The sequence below is a fragment of the Saccharomonospora sp. NB11 genome, assembly GCF_015910535.1.
In the GTDB taxonomy this organism is placed as follows: Bacteria; Actinomycetota; Actinomycetes; order Mycobacteriales; family Pseudonocardiaceae; genus Saccharomonospora.
On sequence record NZ_JACBJG010000001.1, the window covers coordinates 139000 to 163359 of the forward strand.

Genomic DNA, 24360 nt, shown 5'->3' on the forward strand with positions numbered 1-24360 from the left:
TCAAGCGTCGCTGGAGTGGCCGGGGAAGAGCTTCGCGCTCGGGTCCAACGCCACGGCGATGTTGTTGACGGCGGTCGCGGCCTCCCCGAAGCCGGTGGCGATGAGCTTCACCTTGCCCGGGTAGGCCGCGACGTCGCCCGCGGCGTAGACGCGCTCGCGGGTGGTCCGCATGGTGCTGTCGACCTGGATCGCCCGTCGCTCGATCGACAGTCCCCAGCTCTCCAGCGGCCCCAGGTCGGCGGTGAAACCCAGGGCGGCCACCACCGTCTGCGCGGGCAGTGTGAGGCGCGTGCCGTCCCGGAGTTGCACGTCGACCTCGGCGAGCCGGTCGTCGGCGTCACCGCGTAGCGCGGTGACCTCGGCGTCGGTGATCACCCGGATGTTCTCGGCGTGCGCCTGGCGCACGATCGAGTCGGCCGCCCGGAACCGCGACCGACGATGGACGAGGGTCACGCTCGCCGCGACGGGCCGCAACGCGAGCACCCAGTCGAACGCGGAGTCGCCGCCCCCGACCACCACCACGTGCTGCCCGGCGTGCGCGTCGAGGGCGGGTACGAAGTGGACGAGACCTCGGCCGAGCCAGCCCGCTCCCGCCGGAAGTGGTCGCGGGGTGAACTCGCCCATGCCCGCCGTGACGAGAACCGCGCCCGCCCGAACGACCTCGCCGTCGTCCAGCACGACCCGGAGCCGATCGCCGTCGTCGTGCAGCTCCTCGGCCCGTCTGCCGAGCAGGTAGGTGGGGTTCCACTGGTTCGCCTGTTCCAGCAACGCCTTGACGAGATCACGGCCACGCACTGCGGGGAAACCGGCGACGTCGTAGATCATCTTCTCGGGATACATGGCGGTCACCTGACCACCGACCTCGGGCAGGGAGTCGACGACCACCGTGCTCAGGCCACGGAAACCCGCGTAGTACGCGGCGTACAGCCCCGTCGGGCCCGCACCCACCACCAGCAGGTCGACCGACACGTCCTCGGGCGCGCTCATGACACCGCCTTTCCGCCGCCGACGACTGCGGCGGCTGCAGTGGGCAGTCGTGATGGTAGTGCGTCACGCCACGCGGCGACGACCGTCGAGCTGGGCCAGACTGGCGATATGGCTGAACAGGAGTACCGGATCGAGCGCGACACCATGGGTGAGGTCGCCGTCCCCGTCGACGCGCTGTACCGCGCGCAGACCCAACGGGCCGTCGAGAACTTCCCGATCTCCGGGCGTGGTCTGGAACGCTCGCAGATCCGGGCGCTGGGACTGCTGAAAGCCGCCGCCGCGCGGGTCAACGCGCGCCTGGGGGTGCTGGACGGCGACATCGCCGCCGCGGTGGCCGCCGCCGCCGACGAGGTCGCCGAGGGCAAGCACGACGACCACTTCCCCATCGACGTGTTCCAGACCGGTTCCGGGACGTCGTCCAACATGAACGCCAACGAGGTCATCGCGACGCTCGCCTCCCGGGCCCTGGGTCGGGACGTGCACCCGAACGACCACGTCAACGCGTCCCAGTCGTCCAACGACACCTTCCCCACGAGCATCCGCATCGCCGCGACGGAAGCCGTGCTGAACGACGTGATCCCCGCTCTGGACCACCTGGCGACGACCATCGAGCGGCGCGCCTCCGAGTGGCAGGACGTCGTGAAGTCGGGGCGCACGCACCTGATGGACGCCGTGCCGATCACGTTCGGGCAGGAGGCCGGCGCGTGGGCGGCGCAAGTGCGGTTCGGCATCGAGCGGCTCCGCAGCGGTCTTCCGCGACTCGCCGAGTTGCCGATCGGCGGCACCGCGGTCGGTTCCGGCCTGAACGCTCCTGCCGGGTTCGGCTCCGCCGTGGCCGACGAACTCGCCAACGTCACGGGACTTCCCCTCACCGAGGCACGGGACCACTTCGAGGCTCAAGCCGCCCAGGACGGCGTGGTGGAGACCTCCGGGCACCTCCGCACGGTGGCCGTGTCCCTCAACAAGATCGCCAACGACCTGCGGTGGTTGGGCTCCGGACCCCGCACGGGCTTGGCCGAGGTCGCGCTTCCCGACCTGCAACCGGGGTCCTCGATCATGCCGGGCAAGGTCAACCCGGTGATCTGCGAGGCGACGTTGCAGGTCGTCGCCCAGGTCATCGGCAACGACGCGGCCGTGGCCTTCGCGGGTGCGCAGGGCAACTTCCAGCTCAACGTCAACCTCCCCGTGATCGCGCGCAACGTGCTCGAATCGGCGCGCCTGCTCAGCGCCGTGTCGCGGCTGCTCGCCGACAAGGTGATCGCGGGCATGACCGTCAACGTGGAGACGGCGCGGGCATACGCCGAGGGCTCGCCCTCGATCGTCACGCCGTTGAACGCCTACCTCGGCTACGAGGAGGCTGCGGCGGTGGCCAAGCAGGCGCTGGCCGAGCTGCGTCCGATCCGCGACGTCGTGATCGAGCGAGGTCACGTGGCCAACGGCGCGCTCACCGAACAACAGCTCGACGAGGCGCTCGACGTGCTCAGGATGGCGCGCGGGACGCGCTGAACAGGTCATGTCCGGTGCGGGCGAGGAGGGTCTCCGCGTGGGACGCCGCGCGGTGGCCGCCTCGCTGACCAGATCCGTGGTCTCGGCCGCGTTGCTGGTGGTCGGGTACTTCCTCGTGCCGTTGGAGCGCGCCGACCCCGCGACCTGGATCTGGCTGACGATCTCGCTCGCGGTGTGGGCAGTGGTGTGCGTGCGCCAGGTCCTGGCCGTCCTCGCCTCGCCCACACCGCGGCTGCGAGTCGTCGAGGCGCTGGGGCTGACGGTGCCGCTGCTGCTCGTCGTCTTCGCGCTGACCTACGCCGCGTTGGGCCGCGTGGACGCCGCCGCGTTCACCGAACCGATCGACCGCGTGGACGCGCTGTACTTCACGGTGACGGTCTTCGCGACCGTCGGGATCGGCGACATCGCCCCGGTCAGCACCACGGCGCGGGTGGTGACGACGCTGCAGATGGTGTTCGGGCTGGTCGCGGTGGGACTCATCGCCCGCGTCCTGCTCGGGGCCGCGTCCGTCTCCTCCCGCCGACACGGCCACGGCGACGGGTGAGCCGACGGCGCGCTGGGCGGCCGGTCAGTTCGCCCCGACGAGCTGGCGGGCGACGTCCTTGGCGGTGCCGACCGCGCCCGGCACGATGCCGAGCGACGCGGTGACCGTGGCGCCTTCGAGCAACGTCAGCAGCGACGTCGCGAGCTTGCGAGGATTCCGCACCCCGGTGTCGCGCGCCAGCGCACGCAGGTAGTCCAGCAACCACTGCTTCTGCTCGCGAATCACCTCACGACCCGGATGCGCGGCGTCGGGCAGCTCCGCCTGCGCGTTGACGAAGGGACAACCGCGCGGGTTCTCCGTCGCGATCCACTCCTCCAGGGCGTCGAAGATCAGCAGCAGCCTGTTGGCGGGCGCGATCCGGCCCCGGCGCTCGACGACCGCACGGACGTGGGCGCGATACCGCTCGTCGCTGCGTTTCAGGTACTGCGCGACCAGGGCGTCCTTCGACCCGAACCGGTCGTAGAGGGTCTTCTTGGTGACCCCGGCCTCGCTCGCGATCGTCTCGACACCGACGACGTGGATGCCGTTCTCGTAGAAGAGCCGGCTCGCCACGTCGAGCACCCGCTCGGCGGCCGGGGTCAGCGCGAGGTCCTCCGTCATGCCTCGACGGTATACCGATCGGTTTACCGGCGTCGGCACGGGGTCGGAGCCCGGCGACGCGCTCGTCCGGCGCGGTGGCCCCGATCGGGGCGACGATGGCGGTATGCGGCTCCACGACGTCGTCACCGCCTCCGCCGACCTCTCGGCGACCCGCTCCCGCCGGGCCAAGACCGCCCTGCTCGCCGAACTGTTGAGCGGCGCTCCCGCCGACGAACTCGCCGCCGCCGTCGCCTTCCTCACGGGAACGCCCACGCAGGGCAGGATCGGTGTCGGCTGGCGCACCCTCGTCCAGGTGCGCACACCTCCGGCGGCCGAACCGGAGCTGACCGTCGGCGACGTCGATCGGGCGCTCGGCGACCTCGCCGCCACGACTGGCAGCGGGTCGGCCGACCTCCGCGCGCGACGACTGCGTTCCCTGCTCTCGCGGGCCACGGCAGCCGAACAGGACTTCCTCGTCCGCCTGCTCACCGGAGAACTGCGGCAGGGCGCCTTGGAGGGCGTCATGGTGGAGGCCGTCGCCACCGCCGCCCACGTCCCGGCCGCCGCGGTGCGCCGGGCGTTCATGCTCTCGGGACGGCTGCCCGACACCGCCCGCGCCGCCCTGTCCGGCGGCGTCACCGCGTTGGAGGCGTTCCGCATCGAGCTCGGCAGACCGCTGCGCCCGATGCTGGCATCGCCCGCGGAGTCACTGGACGACGCTCTCGACGCGCTCGCCTCCGTGTCCGTCGAGTACAAGCTCGACGGTGCCCGCATCCAGGTCCATCGCCAGGGCGACGAGGTGTCGGTCTTCACGCGCACCCTCCGCGACGTCACCCCGCACGTCCGCGAACTCACCGACCTCGTCCGCGGCCTGCCGTGCTCGTCCGTCGTGCTCGACGGCGAAACCCTGGCGCTCACCGACGACGGCCGACCGCGCCCGTTCCAGGAGACAATGGCCCGCTTCGGCAGCACACGGGACGAACAAGTCCATGCCCTGCTGCTGCGGCCGTACTTCTTCGACTGCCTGCATCTCGACGGCCAGGACCTGCTCGACGCGCCCCTGCGCGACCGTCGGTCGGCACTGCGCGACGTCGCCGGTGACCACCTCGTCCCCGGCGAATTCGACCCCGAGGACCCGGACTCGATCCTCGCCGCGGCCCTGGCGGCCGGACACGAGGGCATCGTCGTGAAGGATCTCGACTCCCCCTACGCGGCGGGCAGACGAGGCCGGGCCTGGTTGAAGGTGAAACCGGTGCACACGCTCGACCTCGTCGTCCTCGGTGCCGAGTGGGGCCACGGCCGCCGTCGCGGCTACCTGTCGAACCTCCATCTCGGGGCTCGGGACCCCGATGGCGGACCGCCGATCATGGTGGGGAAGACCTTCAAGGGGCTCACCGACGAACTCCTGGCCTGGCAGACCGCGGAGCTGCCCCGCCACGAGCGCCACCGCGACGCCCAGACGGTGTCCGTGCGCCCGACACTCGTCGTCGAGATCGAACTCGACGGCGTGCAGACCAGCACCCGCTATCCCGGCGGCGTCGCGCTGCGATTCGCCAGGGTCGTGCGCTACCGGCCGGACAAGGACGCCGCCGACGCCGACACGATCGACGCCGTCCGCGCCCTCCTTCCCGGAAATCGGCCGGTCCGAAATCCGCCACGAACGGTCCGGTGGCCCTAAGCTGAAGCCTCGTGCGGTTCCTCGAAGGCCACCGGCCTGCTCACGACCTGACCTACGACGACGTCTACCTGCTGCCCTCCCGCTCGGCGGTGGAGTCGCGGTTCGACGTCGATCTGTCCACCGTCGACGGCACCGGCACCACGATCCCGATCGTCGTCGCCAACATGACGGCCGTCGCGGGCCGTCGTATGGCCGAGACCGTGGCGCGGCGAGGCGGCCTCGTGGTGTTGCCGCAGGACGTCGATCCCGAGGCGGTCGCCGACATCACCGCGTGGGTGAAGCAGCGGCACACCGTGTGGGACACGCCGCTGGTGCTGCACGCCGGTGACGCGGTGGCCGACGCGTTGAACCTCGTCGGCAAGCGCGCCCACGGCGCCGTGACCGTCGTCGACGGCGAAGGCCGACCGCTGGGCATCGTCACCGAGGCCGCCTGCGCGGGCGTCGACCGCTTCGCGCGGCTCACCGAAGTGCTCGAACGGTCGACACTGACCGTCCCGCTCGACACCCCGCCACGCGAGGTGTACGAGCGGCTGCACGAGCGCGGCGAGAACCTCGCGCTCGGCGTCGACACCGACGGCCGGCTCGCGGGCGTGCTCACCCAGGTGGGCGCACTGCGGGCGGGCATCTACGACCCTGCCGTCGATGCCGAGGGACGCCTGCGGATCGGCGCGGGGCTCGGGGTCAACGGTGACGTCGCCGCCAAGGCCGAAGCGCTGCTGCAGGCCGGGGTCGACGTCCTCGTCGTCGACACCGCTCACGGCCACCAGGAGAAGATGCTGGCCGCGCTCAAGGCCGTGCGCTCGCTGTCGCCGTCGGTGCCGGTGGTGGCGGGCAACGTGGTGACCGCCGAGGGCACGCGCGACCTGATCGAGGCCGGGGCGGACGTCGTCAAGGTGGGCGTCGGCCCGGGAGCCATGTGCACGACCCGCATGATGACCGGTGTCGGACGGCCCCAGTTCTCCGCCGTCCTCGACTGCGCCGCGGCCGCCCGCGAGCTGGGCAAACACGTCTGGGCCGATGGCGGTGTGCGGCACCCGCGCGACGTGGCGCTCGCGCTCGCGGCGGGGGCCTCGGCGGCCATGGTGGGTTCGTGGTTCGCGGGCACCTACGAGTCGCCCGGCGACCTGCGTCACGACGAGCAGGGCAGGCCCTACAAGGAGTCGTTCGGCATGGCGTCCAAGCGCGCCGTGACAGCGCGGACTCGGTCGGACAACGCCTACGAACGTGCGCGCAAGTCGCTGTTCGAGGAGGGCATCTCGTCGTCCCGGATGGCGCTCGACCCGCAGCGCCCGAGCGTGGAGGACCTCCTCGACTCGATCACCGCGGGCGTGCGCTCCGCGTGCACGTACGCCGGAGCGGCGAACCTGGAAGAGTTCCACGAGCGCGCCGTCCTCGGCGTGCAATCGCCCGCCGGCTTCGCCGAAGGCCGCCCCCTCCCGACGGGCTGGTGACCCGAGGAGGTCCCCCGCCCGGCGTGTCCGCGAGTTACGCACGTGTGTCGGCAGCTCGTGCGCTCGTGTCCGCGCCTCGCGTACTCGTGTCCGCAGCCTGCACGCTGGTGTCCGCAGTTCGCGTACCCACGCCCGCACCTCGCGCCCGCGTGTCGCCCGCGTCGTGCGCCGCCGTGGGCGGCTCCCGTACCGGAAGTGCGAACACCTGTACGGGAGCCGCGGACACGACGACGCAGACCGAGGACACGCCGGCTCAGCTCAGCTCAGGCGTGGTTCTCCAGCATCTCGGTGACGAGGGCGGCAATCGGCGACCGTTCCGACCGCGTCAACGTCACGTGCGCGAACAACGGATGCCCCTTCAGCTTCTCGATCACCGCCGAGACGCCGTCGTGCCTGCCCACCCGCAGGTTGTCGCGCTGCGCCACGTCGTGCGTCATCACGACCCGCGACGCAGTGCCCAGCCGTGACAACACGGTGAGCAGCACGTTGCGCTCCAGCGACTGGGCCTCGTCCACGATCACGAACGCGTCGTGCAACGACCGGCCCCGGATGTGCGTCAGCGGCAACACCTCGAGCATGCCCCGGTCGAACACCTCGTCGATGACTTCCTGACTGACCAGCGCGCCCAGCGTGTCGAAGACCGCCTGCGCCCAGGGCTGCATCTTCTCGCTCTCGGTGCCCGGCAGGTAACCCAGGTCCTGCCCACCCACCGCGTACAGCGGCCGGAACACCACCACCTTGCGATGCATGCCGCGTTCGAGCACCGCCTCCAGACCGGCGCACAGCGCGAGCGCCGACTTGCCCGTGCCGGCCCGGCCGCCGAGCGACACGATGCCGACGTCGGGGTCCATGAGCAGGTCGAGCGCGATGCGCTGTTCCGCCGACCGCCCGTGCAGCCCGAACACCTCGCGATCGCCCCGCACGAGCCGCACCCGCTTCTCGGGCGTCATCCGGCCGAGTGCGCTCGTGGTTCCGGCGAGCAGCCGCAACCCCGTGTTGCACGGCAGGTCGGCAGCCTCGGGCCTGCCGAAATCAGTGAGGTCGACCTCGCCCGACGAGAACAGGGCGTCGATGGCCTCGGCGGGCACGTCGAGGTCGGCCATGCCGGTCCACCCCGACGGCGTGACCTCCTCGGCGCGGTACTCGTCGGCGGGCAGCCCCACGGCCCCGGCCTTGACTCGCAGCGGGATGTCCTTGGTCACCAGCGTGACCGAGGGGCGTTCGATGGCGAGGTTCAACGCGCACGCGAGGATGCGGTGGTCGTTGGAGTCGGTGCGGAACCCGGGTGGGAGCACCGTCGGGTCGGAGTGGTTCAGCTCGACGTGCACCGTGCCGCCGTGGTCGCCGATCGGCACCGGCGCGTCGAGTCTGCCGTACGACCGGCGCAGGTCGTCGAGCAACCGCAGGCTCTCTCTCGCGAACCACCCGAGTTCGGGGTGGTGCCGTTTGCCCTCCAACTCGTTGATCACGACGATCGGCAACACCACGTGGTGCTCGGCGAACCGGGTGAGTGCCCACGGGTCCGACAGCAACACCGAGGTGTCGAGGACGAAGGTGCGGGGCGTTCGGTCGCCTGTGTCGCCAGGGTCGGAGCCTTCGTCGGCGCTCGGGGCGCTGACGGGCGAGCGGCCGGAGGTTCGGGGCACACGCTGCGCAGTCACGACGGCATCTCCCTCAGGGGCGTCGGCACCACGCCCCTCACTCGCTGGGGCCGGGCACTGCCCTGGTTGGTCGTCGCTCCGACACCTCGCGGTGTCAGGGCGTGCGGCCACGAGGGCCCGGTGCCGGCCCCCTCGTGCGTGTCGAGTGCGGCTGCGCCGCATTACGTGTCACTGCCACGACCAGGGCCTCCCGTGGCGACTCACCTGGGTCCGTGCGCCGCCACTTCGGAAGCTACCTGCGACACCGGTTTCACGCAGGCAGCCAGCTAGGTGAATCAGCAGGCCCGCGACTCACGTTTCGTGAGCGAGCCAGACCACACTCGGGTGAAGTCGCCGCGAGTTCACACTGTCCTCACACGACGTTTCACGCGCCGAAGCGGCGATGGCGTACCGCGAAGTCGCGCAACGCGCGGAGGAAATCCACCTTCCGGAACGCGGGCCAGTACGCCTCCGTGAACCAGAACTCCGAGTGGGCCGACTGCCACAGCAGGAAGCCGGAGAGCCGCTGTTCCCCGGACGTGCGGATGATGAGGTCCGGGTCGGGCTGCCCCGAGGTGTACAGGTGTTCGGAGATGTGGTCGACGTCCAGCGTCTCGGCGATCTCGTCGAGGCTCTTGCCCTCCTCGGCGTGCTGCCGCAGCAGCTTGCGCACGGCGTAGGCGATCTCCTGCCGACCGCCGTAGCCGACGGCCACGTTGACGATCATGCCGTTGCGCCCGTCGGTACGCTGCGCGGCGGCGGTGAGTCGGGCCGCGACGTCGGTGGGCAGCATGTCCAACGCGCCCACGATCGACAACCGCCACGGGTTGCCGGGCCTGGCGAGTTCGTCGACGACGTCCGGGATGATCTCCAGGAGAGCGGCGACCTCTTCGTTCGAGCGGTTGCGCACGTTGTCCGTCGACAGCAGCCACAGCGTGACGACCTGGACCTTGGCCTCACGGCACCAGGTCAGGAAGTCGGCGATCTTCCGTGCGCCGACGCGGTGACCACCGTTGACGTCGGTGAACCCGGCCTCGCGAGCCCAACGACGGTTGCCGTCGAGGATGATGCCGATGTGGCGCGGGTGCCGCCCCGCAGCCTGCTGCTTGAGCCGCCACGAGTACACCGTGTAGACAACGCGGGAAAGGATCGAGCGAAGACTCACAGCAGGGGAGACTACGCCTGGCGACGGAGTGACCTTCGCTGTACTCCCGCGCCCGGCGGTGTGCACACCAACCTACGGTTCCGTAGCCTCTAGTCCGTGAGTGCAGTGACAAACCAGCAGACCGGACCGGAATCAGTCGTGGACACCCGTCCCCGCCTTCGCGGCCACATCCACTTCTGGAGCTTCTTCGGAGCGGTCGCAGCAGGCGCGACCCTCATCGCCCTGGCCGCCTCGACGGTGTCGGGGCTGGCGGCGCTGGCCACGTCCGTCTACGGCGCGACCGTGCTCGGAGTGTTCGGGGTCAGCGCGCTGTACCACCGGAAACTCTGGAGTCCCCGCGCGTACAAGTGGATGAAGCGCGCCGACCACTCCATGATCTTCTTGTTCATCGCGGGCACCTACACGCCGTTCACGCTGCTCGCGATGTCGCAGCCGACGGGCTACATCGTGCTCGCCGTGGTGTGGGGCGGCGCGATCGTCGGTGTCGCGATGAAGATGCTCTGGCCCACCGCCCCGCGCTGGCTGGGCGTGCCGATCTACGTCGCGCTCGGCTGGGTCGCGGTCTTCGTGCTGCCCGAACTCGCAGCCAACGCGGGTGTGGCGGCGCTCGTGCTGCTGATCGTCGGCGGCGTGCTGTACACGCTGGGCTCGGTCTTCTACGCCACCAAGTGGCCGAACTACTGGCCGAAGACCTTCGGCTATCACGAGTTCTTCCACGCCTGCACGGTCGCCGCCGCGATCACCCACTACATCGCCATCTGGCTGGCGATGTACTCCTGAACCGACTGCCGCCCGCTGCGACGCTCGACTACAACCCCTGCCAGGCGGCCGCGAACGTCCTCACCAAGGCGGCCGGAGTCCCCGAGACGCGGTGCAGGTTCTGCTGCTCGTCGGCGAACACGCAGATCCTGCCCTCGTCACGGATGTCGACGACGGAGAACGGCCGACTGCGCCGGTACGTGCCGTCCACCGTGCACCCCGCGTACACCTGGTGAACGGCCACGCGTGGTGCCTTCAGTTGCCGCTCCAGCTCCATCTCCGGCGTCAGGGTCGCGGAGAACATGTCGTGGTTCTCGGCCCGCACCTCGAAGGCCTGCCGTGTCGTGTGCAGGTCGGCCCCCGGTGCGGGCGGGAACTCCGGCAGTTCACCGACGAACTCCTCCACGAGCCGGCGCTCGTCGACCGGCACGATCGCCACCGCGTCACCCCGCACCTGCATCGCCACCGCGTCGCCTCCGGCGGCAGCGACGAGGAACTTCCGGTCGCGGCCGGGGTCGTCGACGTAGGTGCTCCAGCAACGCAGTTCCCGCCCGGGCGAGGCCAGGATCCGCAGTACCACGCGGAAGTCCCGGGTGAGCATGTCCTCGTCGGCCAGGCCGAGAGCACCCAGCTCGCGGAAGCATCTGCGGGTGAACTCGGCCCGGTCATCCTGCGGCACGTACAGCTCGGACGCGCCCAGCACGGGGTGCGGATCGCCGAGCCCTTCCAGTTCCCAGACGTGCGACAACACCGCCCGAGGAAGCGCGATCGGGCGGGACAGCGTGTTCGTCACGACTACCCTCCGATGGTCGGCGGCGCGACGACGTTGCCCGTGGTCGGATCACGCAGCACCTCGCCGTTCTCGGTGAGCGCGAACGCCTCGTCGGTGGCCTGCACGTACTGGCGCTGGTGCTCCTCGTCGCCGCCTTGACCACCACGCCCGGCACCGGCGCCTCCCATGGCACCCATGGGCATCCCGCCACGAGCACCGGCTGCAGCGCCCGCTCCACCGGGGCCACTCGGACCGAATCCCGCAGGACCGCCGCCACCGGTCGGGCCGAACGGCGCCGCGCCCACGGTGCGGCCAGCTCCGGGCACACCGGGTCCGCCGGGAGCCGCACCGCCTCCGGGCATCCCGCCTCCGGGCATCCCACCGCGGGGACCAGGACCCCCGCCGGGGACGGCGAACCGACCCGGCCCGCGCCCAGGGCCCGACCCCGGCCCGGGATTGGTCGGCGTCCCGGGCGGCCCGAAGGTCGGCGGTTGGTACGGATTGCTGCCGCCAGGCCCGACGTTGGGGTTCGGGTTGATGCTCGGGGTGGGGTAGTTCGGCGGCGTCGCGGCCGGCGGCCGACCGACGTCCGGGGTCACGTATCCCGACGCCGAGGTGTTCGAGTTGGGCACCGGCGAGGTGGGCACGTGCGGCGTCGAGTACGTCGGCGACGACGGCTGACCGGTCGGCACCGACGCGACCGACGACGGAGAACTCTCACGGGACGACGGCGTGGGCTCGTCGAAGCGACGGATACCGCTCCCGGCGTCGTCGCCGTTGCCGGACTCGTCCCGCTCGATGGTGCCGAGCTCACCGTCGAAGGAACCCAGCGAGCCGAAGTCCGTGACCACGCTCTGCTGCGCCGCCTGCATGTGACGCTCGTAGGTCTCGTAGATCTGCCGGGCCCGCTCGACGTCGGCGTTGTGCTGGTTGATCTGCTTCTCGGTGTCGGTGTCCCACGGCGTCAGGACGTCGATCACGCCCCGCTCCGGCGGCTTCTCCGCGACCGGAGGCAACTCGTGCTTGATGGTGTCGAACGTGTGGGCGCTGTCGGTGTACACCCGTGCGTTCATGGCGTACACCTCTGCGGATGCCTGCGTCGCCCTGGCTCCCATGAGGATCTTCTGCGCGGCGGCCTCGGCGCCCGCCCCCGTCCAGGAGCTTTCCAGAACCTGCAGCAACTTCCTGCTGCGATCACTCGCCTCGTGGTGGGCGTTGACAATCTCGTTGGCCGTGGTGACCGCCTCGTGCCATTTCGACGCATCCCCCGCGTGCACGCGACGAACCAGTTCGTGAATCGGAAGGACCCCTAGGTCGGCCAGGATCTTCGGTACGACCTCGTCTGCGAAGCCACCGATCCCGTCGAACAACCCCACCGTCTACTCCCCCGCTTTGGCCTTCAGGTTCCCCACAACCATCTCGGCGACCTTCTCCGCCGGAACGCACGAGTCGACACCCTCGGCTTCCTTCTCGGCGCTCAAGCCGACGGTCGACGTGATCGAGTACTCGTCGGCTATTCCGACGGCGACGGTGCAAATGCGATCATTCTCACTGGCTTTAAAGGCCACGGCGGGGAAACCGCCGACAGAAGGCAGCTCACGAAAGATTGCCACCTGAGGTTTCGTATTCGCGTACTGCGCGCTGAGCCCTGCCCGTGAGACCGTGCTGAACCCGATCTGCATACCACCGAGGGTCTCCGTGTTTCCCCAGTCGCAACCTGGCCCCACCTGCTCCAGATCGCTCGGGGAGCCCGTCGAAACTCCTGACCCCAGAGCCTCCCGCACCTGCTCGGGTGTGAGCACGTCGCACGGGTGATCCGACAAGACCGACTCCGGCAACGGATTTGCAACTGCTGGCGCACCGCTGTGCGGCAAAACAGATCCGCTCGGAACACTCTGCGAGGTCGGCTCGACGGTCCCGGACACCGAGAATTCCGACGTCGCCCCCTCCCCGGGTGCCTCCTCCGAACAACCGGCGATCGACAGAGCGGCAAGACCGGCACTCAACATTGCAGCTACGCGCTTCATCAGATGAAACCCCCACCAGACTCGTCCTCGCCACCGGAGGTCGTGACATCCCGGCCCGCTTCCTCATCAGCACTTTGGTACATGCCAAGCGCCTTGCGCAGGGCAGATGCAAGACCCCGATAGAAGTCGGCCTCGGCCCTGACCTGCTGAGCTCCGGCGTCGAAAGCCTGACTCCCTACGTTGTTGAATCCGACGCTTGCGGGGTCCTCAGCAGGCGGGCGCGTTTCGCGGAGACGATCCGCCTCATAGACCTGCCGATCCAACTCCCTCGCCAGGCTCGCCGCTTCCCGGTAAAGCCCCTCGGCAGTGTCGATGTCGAGTTCGAAACCGCCTCCCGCGCCCGGCGCGGAGGCCTTGCCGCCGACGATGAAGTTCGTGTCTCGCCACAAGCTCGCCATGCTCGCGACGAGTCCGGCACCGCCCGGCGCCACCGACAGCCCTGTCTGCGCGGCCCTGGCAGCGACGTCGCCAGTTCCCCCACTGGCTTCCACTCGTGCTCGCCCCCTTGCACACTGCAACAACCGACGAGCATCGTAGCGGCATCTCCCCCTTACCGGCAGAGAACGGACAAACTCGCCGTCACCCTCTGCCGTGACCATGCCCCGAACGACGCACGCGTGTTCACACTTCGGCCGTACGGGAAGTGCGAACACGCGTGCGCAACTCGCGGACACGGTGGTCCTGGGTCATCGGCGGCTGCTCAGGGCCTCCTCCTTCGGTGTGTCCGACAGGAATCGCGCCTCGCCCGGCTTCTCCGAGCTCAGCGCCTTGTACAGGCCCCACATGATCAGCAGCATGACCACCGAGAACGGCAGTCCCATGACGATCGTGGCGTTCTGCAACGTCGTCACTCCACCGACGATGAGCATGCCCAGGGTGAGCAGGCCGATGACGATCGACCAGAACACCCGCAGCCACGGCTTCGACTCGCTGGTGGGCGTCGGCAGCCTCGACGTGAGGTTGCTCAGCACGAGCGCCCCCGAGTCGGCCGAGGTGACGTAGAACAGCAGGCCCACCACGGTCGCGAGACCCGCGCTGAACGTGATGCCCGGGTACTGCGCCAGCAGCGTGTAGAAGCCCGCCTCCGGCGCGTCCACCGCGTTCCGGCCGAACTCGGCGTTGCCGTCGCGCACCAGCTTCAACGCGCTGTTGCCGAACACCGACAAGAACATGGCCGTGAACAGGAACGGGATGATCAGCGTGGCTGCCACGAACTGGCGGATGGTGCGGCCGCGCGAGATCTTCGCCAGGAACAGTCCCACGAACGGCGCCCACGCGATCCACCACGCCCAGAAGAACAGCGTCCACGAGTTGAGCCACTCGGTGGGCCGGTCGTAGGCGAAGGTGTTGAGCGTCAGGTTCGAGAAGTTGCTCAGGTAGTCGCCGATGTTGAGCACGAGCCCGTTCAGCAGGTACACCGGATCGCCGACGACGAGGATGTACGTCATCAGGCCCAGCGCGAGCACCACGTTGATCTGCGAGAGCCGCTTGATGCCCTTGTCCACACCCGAGACCGCGGACACGGTGGCCATCAGCACGGCCAGTGCGATGAGCCCGATCTGGGCCGCCGTGCCCTGAGGGACGCCGAACAGGAAGTTCAACCCGAAGTTGAGCTGCACCACCCCGATGCCCAGCGACGTGGCGATACCGAACACGGTGCCGAGGGCCGCCGCGATGTCGACCGCGTGGCCGGCTCGGCCGTGCACCCGCTTGCCGATCAGCGGGTACAGGGCCGAGCGGATGGCCAGCGGGAGGCCGCGCCGGAACGCGAAGTAGCCGAGGGTCATGCCCATCAGCGCGTACATGGCCCAGCCGGTGATGCCGTAGTGGAACAACGCCCACACCACGGATTCCCGCGCGGCCTGCAACGTCTCCGGCGCGCCCTCGGGCGGGTCGAGGTACTGGGTGACCGGTTCGGAGACCGAGAAGAACATCAGATCGATGCCGATCCCGGCGGCGAACAGCATGGCTCCCCAGGTGAACAACCCGTAATCCGGCTTGGACTCCGGGGGCCCGAGGGTGATGCGGCCGTACTTGGACGCCGCCACGAACACGACGAACACCAGGAAGGCCGTGGCGAGGAGGATGTAGTACCAGCCGAGTCCCTCGGAGACCCAGCCGACGACCACACCGATCGTGTCGCCCGCATGGGTCGGGGCCACGATGCCCCAGACGGCGATCAGCAGGATGATCGCCGCCGAGCCGATCAGCACCACGTGGTTGACGGTGCCGCCTCGGCCGTCGGTCGCTCGTTCCGCTTGCTCGGCCCGATGATCGTCCCGTCGATCATCACGGTCGGACAGGACCGTCACCGGGCATCACCGGACCGCTTGTGGCGGTAGAACGGCACGTCGGCCGGGGGGAGCGGGGTGTTGCCGCGGATGAGGTCGGCGGCCTTCTCGGCCAGCATCATCACGGGCGCGTAGATGTTGCCGTTGGTGAGGTACGGCATGGCGGAGGCGTCGACGACGCGCAGGTTCTCCGTGCCGTGCACGCGCATGCTGGTCGGGTCGACGACCGACATCTCGTCGACGCCCATGCGTGCCGAGCACGACGGGTGATAGGCGGTCTCGGCGTCCTTGGCCACCCAGTCGAGGATCTCCTGGTCGGTCTGCACCGTCGGTCCGGGCGAGATCTCCCCGCCGTTGAACTCGTCGAGCGCGGGCTGCTTCAGGATGTCCCGCGCCACGTTGACGGCCTCGACCCACTCCTTGCGGTCGTTCTCGGTGGAGAGGTAGTTGAACCGCAGGGCGGGCTTCGCCTTCGGGTCCACCGACTTGATCTTCACGCTGCCCCGGACGTCGGAGTACATCGGTCCGATGTGGACCTGATAGCCGTGCGGCGTGTCGATCTGCGTGCCGTCGTAGCGCACGGCGATCGGCAGGAAGTGGAACATCAGGTTCGGGTAGTCGACGACGTCGTTGCCTCGGACGAAACCGCCTGCCTCGAAGTGGTTCGTCGCCGCCGGGCCGGTGCGCCCCAGCAGCCACTGCAGGCCGATCTTCGGCCGGTTGCGCAGCTTGAGCGCGGGGTTGAACGTCACCGGCTGCTTGGAGGCGTGCTGGACGTAGACCTCGAGGTGGTCCTGCAGGTTCTCACCGACGCCGGGCAGGTCGGCCACCATCGGGATGCCGAGCGGCCGGAGGTGCCGCGGGTCGCCCACGCCCGAGAGCTGCAAGAGCTGCGGCGTGTTGATCGCGCCGCCGCAGAGGATGACCTCGCCACCGTAGATGTTCTCCGGCCTGCGGCCGAGCCGGGTCGCCGACACGCCGATCGCCTTCGTGCCGTTGAACAACACTTGGTTGACGTGCGTCAACGTCTGCACGGTGAGGTTCGGGCGCTTCTTGACCGGGTGCAGATACGCCCGCGCCGCCGACCAGCGCCGCCCGTTCTTGATGTTGCGGTCGAACGCCGCGAAGCCCTCCTGGCGGTAGCCGTTGACGTCGTCGGTCAACGGGTAGCCCGCTTGCTGCGCGGCTTCGAGGAACGCGCCGAACAGCGGGTTCTTGGCGGGGCCTCGCTCCAACCACAGCGGGCCGTCGTCGCCGCGCCAGTCGTCACCACCGGCGCGGACGTTCTCCATGCGCTTGAAGTAGGGCAGGCAGTGGGCGTAGTCCCAGGTCTCCATGCCCGGGTCGGACGCCCACCGTTCGAGGTCCATCGGGTTGCCGCGCTGGAAGATCATGCCGTTGATCGAGCTCGACCCGCCGAGCACCTTGCCGCGGCCGTGGTAGACGCGGCGGCCGTTCATGTACGGCTCGGGCTCGGACTCGTAACGCCAGTCGTACAGCGGGTTGCCGATGACCATGGTCAACGCCGCGGGCATGTGGATCAGGATGTCCCAGATCCAGTCGGATCGACCCGCTTCCAACACGAGCACGCTGGTGGACGGGTCGGCGCTCAACCGGTTGGCCAGCACGCACCCGGCCGACCCACCACCCACGATGATGTAGTCGTACCTTCGTGCCACTGCTTCATCCCTCCTTGGGCGCGCCGGAGAACCAGCGCATCGGTGCCGGGTTGATGTTGTGGTAGATGTGCTTGGCCTCGCGGTACTCGTCGAGGCCGGTCGGGCCGAGCTCGCGCCCGATGCCCGACTTGCCGAACCCGCCCCACTCGGCCTGAGGCAGATACGGGTGGTAGTCGTTGATCCAGACCGTGCCGTGCCGCAGCGCGCCCGCCACCCGCTGGGAGACCGACGCGTCGTTCGTCCACACGGCACCGGCGAGGCCGTAATCGGTGTCGTTGGCGAGCCGGATCGCCTCGGCCTCGTCGTGGAACCGCTCGACCGTGACGACGGGCCCGAAGACTTCCTCGCGCACCGCGGTCATGTCACGAGTGCAGTCGGCGAACACGGTGGGGCGCAGGAAGAAGCCGTTTGCGAGTTCCGGTTCGGACGGACGTCCGCCACCGGCGACCAGCCGCGCGCCCTCGGCGATCGACCGTTCGATGTAGCGCTCAACCTTGGCCCGATGCTCCGCCGAGACGAGCGGACCGCACTCGGTGGTCTCGTCGAGACCGTTGCCGAGCCGGATGGCGTCGGCCCTGCGGCCGAGCTCGGCGACGAACTCGTCGTGGATCGTGTCCTGCACGATCAGCCGCGCACCCGCCGAACAGACCTGTCCTGAGTGGACGAAGGCGGCGGCCAGCGCGTAGTCGACGGCCGTGTCGAAATCGGCGTCGGCGAAGACCACGTTGGGGTTCTTCCCGCCCAGTTCCAACGCGACCCGCTTCACGCCCTCGGCCGCCATCGCCATGATCTTCTTGCCGGTGGCGAGGCCGCCGGTGAACGACACGAGATCGACGTCGTCGTGGCGCACCATGGCCGCCCCGACGGTGGCGCCGTCGCCGAGCACGAGGTTCACCACCCCACGCGGGACGCCTGCCTCCTCCAGCAGCGACACGAGCGTCATGGTGGTGAGCGGGGTCAGCTCGCTCGGCTTGAGCACCATCGTGTTGCCCGCCGCGAGCGCGGGAGCGACCTTCCAGCTCATCTGCAGGAGCGGGTAGTTCCAGGGCGCGATGAGTGCGCACACCCCGACGGGCTCGTGGACGATGCGGCTGACCACGCCGGGGTCGCCGGTGTCGACGACCCGTCCCGCGTCGGAGTCGGCCAGGTTCGCGTAGTAGCGGAAGACGTTCGTGACGTCGTCCACGTCGATTCGCCCCTCGGCGAGGGTCTTGCCGGTGTCGATGCTCTCCTGGCGGGCAATGTGCTCGCGATCACGCTGCAGCAGCTCCGCCACCTTCCGCAGGAGGTCACCGCGCTCTCGGGCCGGAGTGGCGGCCCACGAGCCCTCGTCGAACGCGCGGCGGGCGGCCGACACGGCGGCGTCGACGTCGTCCGGACCGGCTTCCGACACCGTGGTCACGGTGCTGGCGTCGTAGGGGTTGAGCACGGCCCGTCCGCCGCGCGTCGTCGTCGCCTCGACCCAGGCGCCGTCGATGTAGAGGTCTCTCATCAGGTGGTTTTCCCACTCTCCGTCGACACGTGGTTTGGACCACTCACGTTTGTGTACGGCGGTACATGTTATATGTACTTGCGTACACAGTGAAGCCCCGGGCGCTCGCACCCCGGCTGACGTGGTGTGTTGTCATAGCCGGGACCAGCTTGGGAGGGGGGTCGACGCATGACCGCGCAACAACCCGTGACGCGCAGACGCACCCGGGGCCCGAACGACCCGGACCGCCGCAACCGCATCGCACGCGCGGCCATCGCGGTCATCGCCGAACGCGGCATCAACGCGCTCACCCACCGCGCCGTCGCGGCGAAGGCCGGCGTGCCGCTCGGCTCCACCACGTACCACTTCGCCACGCTCGACGACCTCATCGCGAGCGCCCTCGACGAAGCCGCGCGCCGCAACGTCGCCGCGCTCCGGGAATGGGACGCGACACTGCCCGCCGACGTGGACCTGGCGGCGGCACTGGCGAAGATGGTGCTGGACTCCGTGACCGAGGAGCGCGCCAACACGATCGCGGAGTACAACCTCTACGCGCTCGCGCTCCAACGCCCCAGCCTGCGACGCGCCGCCGTCGCGTGGGACGACGCGCTCGCCGAGCTGTTCATCGCCCGCACCGACCCGCTGACCGGCAAGCTCCTGGCGACGCTCACCTGCGGACTGATGATGCAGGCCGTACTCGGCGCCACACCCCCACAGCTCGACGACGTGGAGGCGTTGTACCGGCGCGCACTGAGCATGGCCGGCTCAGAGAGCTGACATCGCACCCTGCCGACCGCGCGTGGTCGGCCGGGTGCGCAACGAGACGAGCCGTCAGCGGTCGACGGCCATCTCCCCGAGCTCGGACCACCCGTCCTGGTCGACGGTGGTGTTCACGATGCGCGGGGTCTCGGCGAGGTACTGCGGCAACTTCTGCTGGGCGGCCTTGAAGTGGTCGGACTGCACGTGGGCCGCGCCCGCCTCGTCGTCCCGGAACGCCTCCACCAGCACGTACTCGTTCTCGTCGTCCAGGCTGCGCGACCAGTCGAACCACAGGCAGCCCGGCTCGGCGCGGGTCGCCTCGGTGAACTCGCGCGAAATCTCCGGCCACGCGTCGGCGTGCTCGGGAAGGATCCGAAACTTGGCGGTAATGAAAATCATGACGCTCCTGACGTCGGAGGGACTCACTCATCCGCGATGCTAGGAGCTCACCGCCCGGCCGGCACGGCCCAGGGCAGGGCTCAGGTGAGCTCCCCCTCAAGCAGCGTCATGAGGATCATGTCGTGCCACCGCCCGGCGCCCCGGAACGCGTCCCGCTGGCGACCGTCCTCACGGAACCCGACCTTCCTGTAGAGGCGCACCGCGGCGTCGTTCTCCGGCACCACCCACAGCACGATGGAGTGCAGCCGCATGACGTCGAAGCCGTACCGGCACACCGTCCGCAGGGCGTCGGTGCCGTAGCCGCGACCCCAGTAGTCCTTCCTCCCGAGGTAGAGGGACACCTCCGCACACGCGGTCTCCGGCGTGGCACCGTCCAGGCGGACACCGCCGATGGGCGTGCCGTCGGCCAGCGTCTCAACCACGAACGACAGTTCCGAGTACGAGTTCCGCTTCCGCTCGGCGAACCGCGCGCGAGTCTGCGCCAGCGACAGGTGATAGTCGCCGGTCATCCACCGAACCACGTCGGGATCCTTGTGCCAGCGCCAGAAGTGGTCCGCGTCGTCGGGTTCGAGAGGTCGGAGCTGGACGAGTTCACCGGTCGGGAGCATGGCGACAGTCTCCGCGAACCCGCCCGCGCGACTCCACTGCTTTTCCGGTCACGCCGCGCCCCCGGACACCTGCGGTAACCCCCGCGACCCGAGCAACCAAGCCGCGGCGGCGACCAATCCCACCACACCGCAGAGCACGAACGGAGCGTCCAAACCCCACTGAGTGGCGAGCGCACCACCCGCCAACGCCCCGAGCGCGCCGCCGCCGTACACGACCGTGCGCCACGTGGCCGTGACGCGCCCGAGCAGGTCACCGGGAACGAGCCGCTGCCGCAGCGACACGGCCACGACGTTGAACAGCCCGAACGCGGCGCTGGTCGTCACCACGACCGCGACCGCTCCCGGCACCGTCGGCAGCACGAGCAGCACCACCGGCGTCGCCGCCGCCAGCAGCATGGCCACCGCCAGCACCAGGCGATGTCGACGGCCGGCCACCGCCTTGTCGGCCAGGACGGCTCCCGCGAGTCCTCCCACGGCGCCGACGGCCAGCAACGCACCGAACCCCACGGGTCCGAGCTCCAAGGTCTGCTCGGTGTAGAGGACGAACACCGCGAACCACGCGCTGTCCGCCACGGCGACACCGAGTCCGGCGACCACCAGCATGCGCAACGCGCGTTGCCGGACCAGCCACGACAGGGCCGCACGGACTCCGGCGCCGACCTCCGGCCGCGCCTCCGGTGACGATGGCGCCCGCAGGTTCAGCACCGTGGCCGGGATGCTCAGCACCGCCGCGACCGCCAGCACCGTCGCCGCGCTGTTCGCCACGAACGGCACGGCCGCACCGACCCCGAACAGCAGTCCCCCGAGCAGCGGGCCGACGAACTCGTTGCCCGCGACCTCACCGGCCACCAACCGGCCGTTCGCGCGTTCGAGCAACGCGGCGGGCACCAGGCGGGGAATCGCCGTCTGCGCGGCGGTGTCGCGCAGTGTCTCCGCCACCCCCAGCAGCAGCGCGGCCACCGCGACGATGGCGACACCCGCCGCGCCGACGGCGACCAGCACCGCGAGCCCGACCAACACCGCGAGCCGCACCGCGTCGGCCGTGACCATCAGGCCCCGCGCACCCCGGCGGTCGGCCAGCGATCCCGCCGCGAGACCGGCGACCAACCACGGCACCGTGCTCGCGGCCGTCACCACCGACACCCACGCGGCACTGTCGGTGAGACTCGCCGCGAGCAACGGGAAGGCAGCCAACCGGATGCCGTCGCCGACGTTGACGAGCACGGCCGCGGTCCAGAACCGCCGGAAGTGACTCCCCAAGCTCATAGGCGAAGAGTAGTGGTCCCGTCCGACGCGCACGGTCGTTTCACCCGTGGCGGACGGGATTTGTGTACCGGAACGGCACACACGCGTCCGCAGCCTGCGGACACGCGTCCCGGAAGTGCGGACACGCGTGCGCAGGCTGCGGACACGGTGGGGTGGGTTACCTCAGCCCAGGTCGCAGGTGGTCACCAGCTCCTGCGGGGTGGCGTCGGCAGGGCGGGGAATCGTGGCGGAGTCCGGCAGCGACGCCCCGTTCTCCAGATGGGCCTCCAGCGCCTCGAACGCTGTGCGGTGGCAGGGCGTCAGCGCCCGCAGCCGCTCGGGGTGCAGGTCGACGAATGAGTCGGTGTGCGTGCCGTCCTCGATCCGGTAGTAGCGGTGCAGGTGCCCGCGCCCCTGCTCCCGCACCATCTCGGCGTAGACGTCGGAGTCCTGGCTGATCGGCAGCAGCACGTCGAGCGTGCCGTGCAGCGTCAGCAGCGGCTTGCCGATCCGGCCCGTGAGCCCGATGCGCTCGACGGCGTGCTGCACCGACCTCGGCCGCTGCGCGTAGTCGTAGTCGGCGTCGCAGTACGGCGTTCCGGGCGCGCAGTACGGGATTCCGGCCTGAAGCTCACCGTCGAACTCCGGGTCGATCTCCTCGCGGTAGATGCGTTGGGTGAGGTCCCAGTAGATCTCGTGGTGCGCCTGCCACAGGAACTCCGAGCCCTCGGGGAAACCCGCCGCCACCATCGCGGCGTGGGCGTCGTCGGCGTCCTGGCCGCCTTCGGCGTACCGCGGATACGCCCTCAGCACGTCGGGCAGGTACTCGACGAGGTTCGGCCCCTGCTTCGACCACAGCGTGCCCTCCCAGTCCACGCCGCCGTCGTAGAGTTCGGGATGGTTCTCCAGCTGCCAGCGCACCAAGTAGCCCGCATTGGACAGTCCGGTGACGATAGTCTGCTTAGGACGTTGTCGGTAGTGCTGGGTCACGGTCGCCTTGGCCGCCCGGGTGAGTTCGGTCAGGCGATGGTTCCACTCGGCGATCGCGTCACCCGGACGTCTGCCGTCGGTGAAGAACTCGGTGCCCGTGTTGCCCTTGTCCGTGGCCGCGAACGCGTAGCCCTTCGCCAGCACGAAGTCGGAGATGGCGCGGTCGTTGGCGTACTGCTCGCGGTTGCCCGGGGTTCCCGAAACCACGAGGCCACCGTTCCAGTTTTCCGGCAGCCGGATCACGAACTGCGCGTCGTGATTCCAGCCGTGGTTGGTGTTCGTGGTCGACGTGTCAGGGAAGTACCCGTCGATCTGCAAGCCCGGTACGGCGTCGGGGACGGGCAGCGCCTCCTGGGTCAGCCCCGCCCAGTCGGCCGGGTCGGTGTGACCCGTGCGCGCGGTTCCGGTGGTGGTGAGGTCGTCCAGACACGTCACCTCCTGGTACTGCGCCCCGGGCACCCGAAGGGTCCGGTCCGGGCACGTCGGCGACGTGTCCCCGTCGACCGTCGCACCGGCCACACTCGGCACCGCGACGAGCAACGACGCCAACACCGTGGTGGCGACCCTGTGTCTGCGCATCACGTGGACCTCCGGTTCCGCTGTCCGATGTGAGGACACCGTAGGAAAAGTGATCATCACGGGGAATGTGTTCACGAACCACACTCGGGCTCTCGCCTATGGCTGCCGTCGATATGGCAGGAGGCCACCGCGCCGCCCTACCGTGTTGCCGATCACAACGACGTGAGGAGAGTCCCGTGAGCAGTTCGGCACGACGACGACTTCTACTTCCCGTGGTGACGGCCGCACTTCTGGCCGCACCGATCTCCGCTCAGGCGACACCGACGACCTCGGCGACCCCGGCGCCGTCCGACGGCCCCACCGCCACGGTCACGGAGGTCCCGAACTTCGGCGACAACCCGGGCAACCTCCGCATGTTGCAGTACGTGCCCGACGGTCTTCCCGAGAACCGGCCGGTGGTCGTCGCCCTGCACGGCTGCACGCAGAACGGCACCGACTACGGCACCCAGTCCGGCTGGGTGGAACTCGCCGACCGATGGCAGTTCAGTGTCGTCCTGCCCGAACAGCGGACGCTCAACAACGCCAACCGGTGCTTCAACTGGTTCGACACCGGTGACACGACCCGCGGCCGCGGTGAGGTCGCCTCGGTGGTCAGCATGGTCGACCACACGCTCCAGACCACGGGCGGCGACGCCTCCCGCGTGTACGCCACGGGGCTGTCGGCGGGCGGTGGCATGACCTCGGCACTGCTCGCCACCTACCCGGAGCGGTTCACGGGCGGCGGCGTGGTGGCCGGACTGCCGTTCCGGTGCTCGTCGGCGTTGTACGAGGCCTACACGTGTATGTACCTCGGCAAGAACCTCAGCCCGTCGGTCTGGGGTGATCTGGTGCGCGCGGCGAGCTCCCACGACGGTCCCTGGCCGACGGTGAGCATCTGGCACGGCAGCGCCGACACCACCGTGAACGTCGTCAACCAACGCGAGCTGGTCGAACAGTGGACCGATGTCCACGGCACCGACACCACTCCGGACCGCGAGGACACCATCGCCGGATACCCGCACGCCGTGTACGAGGACTCGGCAGGCCGGGCCGTGGTCGAGACCGTCACCGTCCCCGGGATGAATCACGGACAACCGGTCGACCCCGGCAGCGGCGACGGCCAATGCGGAACCGCCGCCGCCTACCTGCTCGACGTGGACGTCTGCGCGGCCTGGCACCTCGGGCAAACGTGGGACCTGCCGTGACGTCGACGCTCACGCGGCCGTGACCACCGGCCCGCGGGGACGCCGTG

22 protein-coding genes are annotated in these 24360 nt (G+C 69.7%); 7 read left to right on the forward strand and 15 right to left on the reverse strand.

Annotated features, from left to right (window positions below; translation table 11 throughout):
• Positions 1-987 carry an NAD(P)/FAD-dependent oxidoreductase gene (locus JAV51_RS00630; protein ID WP_197318604.1) on the reverse strand — a complete coding sequence of 329 codons (987 nt, stop codon included), beginning with the start codon at positions 985-987 and terminating at the stop codon, positions 1-3.
• Between the two features lie 108 nt (positions 988-1095).
• On the opposite strand from JAV51_RS00630, the gene JAV51_RS00635 reads away from it, so the two are divergent.
• Both JAV51_RS00635 and JAV51_RS00640 read left to right on the forward strand, forming a co-directional pair.
• Positions 1096-2493 (forward strand): class II fumarate hydratase, encoded by a 1398-nt coding sequence (locus tag JAV51_RS00635; protein WP_197318605.1) that lies wholly within the window; start codon positions 1096-1098, stop codon positions 2491-2493.
• A gap of 37 nt (positions 2494-2530) precedes the next feature.
• Positions 2531-3037 carry a potassium channel family protein gene (locus tag JAV51_RS00640; RefSeq protein WP_307845698.1) on the forward strand — a complete coding sequence of 169 codons (507 nt, stop codon included), beginning with the start codon at positions 2531-2533 and terminating at the stop codon, positions 3035-3037.
• A gap of 24 nt (positions 3038-3061) precedes the next feature.
• Here the strand turns inward: JAV51_RS00640 and JAV51_RS00645 are convergent, their stop codons facing one another.
• Complete coding sequence (locus JAV51_RS00645; RefSeq protein ID WP_197318607.1) at positions 3062-3637, reverse strand: TetR/AcrR family transcriptional regulator; 576 nt, start codon at positions 3635-3637, stop codon at positions 3062-3064.
• Between the two features lie 103 nt (positions 3638-3740).
• Here JAV51_RS00645 and JAV51_RS00650 point away from each other — a divergent pair, with 103 nt between their 5' ends.
• Both JAV51_RS00650 and JAV51_RS00655 read left to right on the forward strand, forming a co-directional pair.
• Positions 3741-5294 carry an ATP-dependent DNA ligase gene (locus JAV51_RS00650; RefSeq protein WP_197318608.1) on the forward strand — a complete coding sequence of 518 codons (1554 nt, stop codon included), beginning with the start codon at positions 3741-3743 and terminating at the stop codon, positions 5292-5294.
• An 11-nt stretch (positions 5295-5305) separates the two neighbouring features.
• Complete coding sequence (locus tag JAV51_RS00655) at positions 5306-6745, forward strand: GuaB1 family IMP dehydrogenase-related protein (protein ID WP_197318609.1); 1440 nt, start codon at positions 5306-5308, stop codon at positions 6743-6745.
• A 263-nt stretch (positions 6746-7008) separates the two neighbouring features.
• On the opposite strand, the gene JAV51_RS00660 is transcribed toward JAV51_RS00655, so the two are convergent.
• Entirely contained in the window at positions 7009-8406 is a 1398-nt protein-coding gene (locus JAV51_RS00660; RefSeq protein ID WP_197318610.1) for a PhoH family protein, read from the reverse strand.
• Between the two features lie 364 nt (positions 8407-8770).
• Positions 8771-9550, reverse strand: a complete 780-nt coding sequence (locus JAV51_RS00665; protein ID WP_197318611.1) for an isoprenyl transferase — start codon at positions 9548-9550, stop codon at positions 8771-8773.
• 96 nt (positions 9551-9646) lie between these two features.
• Between JAV51_RS00665 and JAV51_RS00670 the strand changes: the two genes are divergently transcribed.
• Positions 9647-10330, forward strand: a complete 684-nt coding sequence (locus JAV51_RS00670; RefSeq protein WP_307845699.1) for a hemolysin III family protein — start codon at positions 9647-9649, stop codon at positions 10328-10330.
• Positions 10331-10358: 28 nt separating this feature from the next.
• Here the strand turns inward: JAV51_RS00670 and JAV51_RS00675 are convergent, their stop codons facing one another.
• From JAV51_RS00675 to JAV51_RS00705, 7 genes are all read right to left on the reverse strand, one after another.
• A complete protein-coding gene (locus JAV51_RS00675; RefSeq protein ID WP_197318612.1) occupies positions 10359-11102 on the reverse strand; it encodes an ESX secretion-associated protein EspG in 744 nt (247 codons plus the stop codon).
• A gap of 2 nt (positions 11103-11104) precedes the next feature.
• Positions 11105-12457 carry a hypothetical protein gene (locus tag JAV51_RS00680; protein ID WP_197318613.1) on the reverse strand — a complete coding sequence of 451 codons (1353 nt, stop codon included), beginning with the start codon at positions 12455-12457 and terminating at the stop codon, positions 11105-11107.
• A 3-nt stretch (positions 12458-12460) separates the two neighbouring features.
• Positions 12461-13108 (reverse strand): DUF3558 domain-containing protein, encoded by a 648-nt coding sequence (locus JAV51_RS00685; protein WP_197318614.1) that lies wholly within the window; start codon positions 13106-13108, stop codon positions 12461-12463.
• Positions 13108-13599, reverse strand: a complete 492-nt coding sequence (locus tag JAV51_RS00690; RefSeq protein WP_197318615.1) for a type VII secretion target — start codon at positions 13597-13599, stop codon at positions 13108-13110. Before JAV51_RS00690 ends, JAV51_RS00685 begins: the two co-directional genes overlap by 1 nt.
• A 195-nt stretch (positions 13600-13794) precedes the next feature.
• The gene (gene betT / locus JAV51_RS00695) at positions 13795-15420 is read right to left on the reverse strand and encodes a choline BCCT transporter BetT (RefSeq protein ID WP_197318616.1); all 1626 of its coding nucleotides are present in this window, start codon (positions 15418-15420) and stop codon (positions 13795-13797) included.
• Positions 15417-17078 (reverse strand): choline dehydrogenase, encoded by a 1662-nt coding sequence (gene betA / locus JAV51_RS00700; protein WP_197318617.1) that lies wholly within the window; start codon positions 17076-17078, stop codon positions 15417-15419. The genes betT and betA overlap by 4 nt, the downstream gene beginning before the upstream one ends.
• Before the next feature lie 4 nt (positions 17079-17082).
• A complete protein-coding gene (locus tag JAV51_RS00705) occupies positions 17083-18570 on the reverse strand; it encodes an aldehyde dehydrogenase family protein (protein WP_197318618.1) in 1488 nt (495 codons plus the stop codon).
• A gap of 168 nt (positions 18571-18738) precedes the next feature.
• Between JAV51_RS00705 and JAV51_RS00710 the strand changes: the two genes are divergently transcribed.
• A complete protein-coding gene (locus tag JAV51_RS00710) occupies positions 18739-19326 on the forward strand; it encodes a TetR/AcrR family transcriptional regulator (RefSeq protein WP_197318619.1) in 588 nt (195 codons plus the stop codon).
• A gap of 54 nt (positions 19327-19380) precedes the next feature.
• Here JAV51_RS00710 and JAV51_RS00715 read toward each other — a convergent pair whose 3' ends face one another.
• The 4 genes from JAV51_RS00715 to JAV51_RS00730 all read right to left on the reverse strand — a co-directional run bounded on the left by JAV51_RS00715 (position 19381) and on the right by JAV51_RS00730 (position 23129).
• Complete coding sequence (locus JAV51_RS00715; RefSeq protein WP_005440914.1) at positions 19381-19707, reverse strand: putative quinol monooxygenase; 327 nt, start codon at positions 19705-19707, stop codon at positions 19381-19383.
• A gap of 80 nt (positions 19708-19787) precedes the next feature.
• Entirely contained in the window at positions 19788-20315 is a 528-nt protein-coding gene (locus JAV51_RS00720) for a GNAT family N-acetyltransferase (protein ID WP_005440917.1), read from the reverse strand.
• A gap of 48 nt (positions 20316-20363) precedes the next feature.
• On the reverse strand, positions 20364-21581 hold the full coding sequence (locus JAV51_RS00725; RefSeq protein WP_197318620.1) for an MFS transporter: 1218 nt from the start codon (positions 21579-21581) through the stop codon (positions 20364-20366).
• Between the two features lie 162 nt (positions 21582-21743).
• Positions 21744-23129 (reverse strand): 3-hydroxybutyrate oligomer hydrolase family protein, encoded by a 1386-nt coding sequence (locus tag JAV51_RS00730; protein ID WP_197318621.1) that lies wholly within the window; start codon positions 23127-23129, stop codon positions 21744-21746.
• Between the two features lie 176 nt (positions 23130-23305).
• On the opposite strand from JAV51_RS00730, the gene JAV51_RS00735 reads away from it, so the two are divergent.
• Positions 23306-24313 carry a PHB depolymerase family esterase gene (locus JAV51_RS00735; protein ID WP_307845700.1) on the forward strand — a complete coding sequence of 336 codons (1008 nt, stop codon included), beginning with the start codon at positions 23306-23308 and terminating at the stop codon, positions 24311-24313.
• Positions 24314-24360: the final 47 nt, after the last annotated feature.

Excerpts from the sequence above, each read along its gene's own strand:
- JAV51_RS00730 (WP_197318621.1), bottom strand. The coding sequence starts at position 23,129 with ATGCGCAGACACAGGGTCGCCACCACGGTGTTGGCGTCGTTGCTCGTC.
- JAV51_RS00705 (WP_197318618.1), bottom strand. The coding sequence starts at position 18,570 with ATGAGAGACCTCTACATCGACGGCGCCTGGGTCGAGGCGACGACGACG.
- JAV51_RS00635 (WP_197318605.1), top strand. The coding sequence starts at position 1,096 with ATGGCTGAACAGGAGTACCGGATCGAGCGCGACACCATGGGTGAGGTC.
- JAV51_RS00645 (WP_197318607.1), bottom strand. The coding sequence starts at position 3,637 with ATGACGGAGGACCTCGCGCTGACCCCGGCCGCCGAGCGGGTGCTCGAC.
- JAV51_RS00715 (WP_005440914.1), bottom strand. The coding sequence starts at position 19,707 with ATGATTTTCATTACCGCCAAGTTTCGGATCCTTCCCGAGCACGCCGAC.
- JAV51_RS00630 (WP_197318604.1), bottom strand. The coding sequence starts at position 987 with ATGAGCGCGCCCGAGGACGTGTCGGTCGACCTGCTGGTGGTGGGTGCG.
- JAV51_RS00725 (WP_197318620.1), bottom strand. The coding sequence starts at position 21,581 with ATGAGCTTGGGGAGTCACTTCCGGCGGTTCTGGACCGCGGCCGTGCTC.
- JAV51_RS00685 (WP_197318614.1), bottom strand. The coding sequence starts at position 13,108 with ATGAAGCGCGTAGCTGCAATGTTGAGTGCCGGTCTTGCCGCTCTGTCG.
- JAV51_RS00710 (WP_197318619.1), top strand. The coding sequence starts at position 18,739 with ATGACCGCGCAACAACCCGTGACGCGCAGACGCACCCGGGGCCCGAAC.
- JAV51_RS00650 (WP_197318608.1), top strand. The coding sequence starts at position 3,741 with ATGCGGCTCCACGACGTCGTCACCGCCTCCGCCGACCTCTCGGCGACC.
- JAV51_RS00720 (WP_005440917.1), bottom strand. The coding sequence starts at position 20,315 with ATGCTCCCGACCGGTGAACTCGTCCAGCTCCGACCTCTCGAACCCGAC.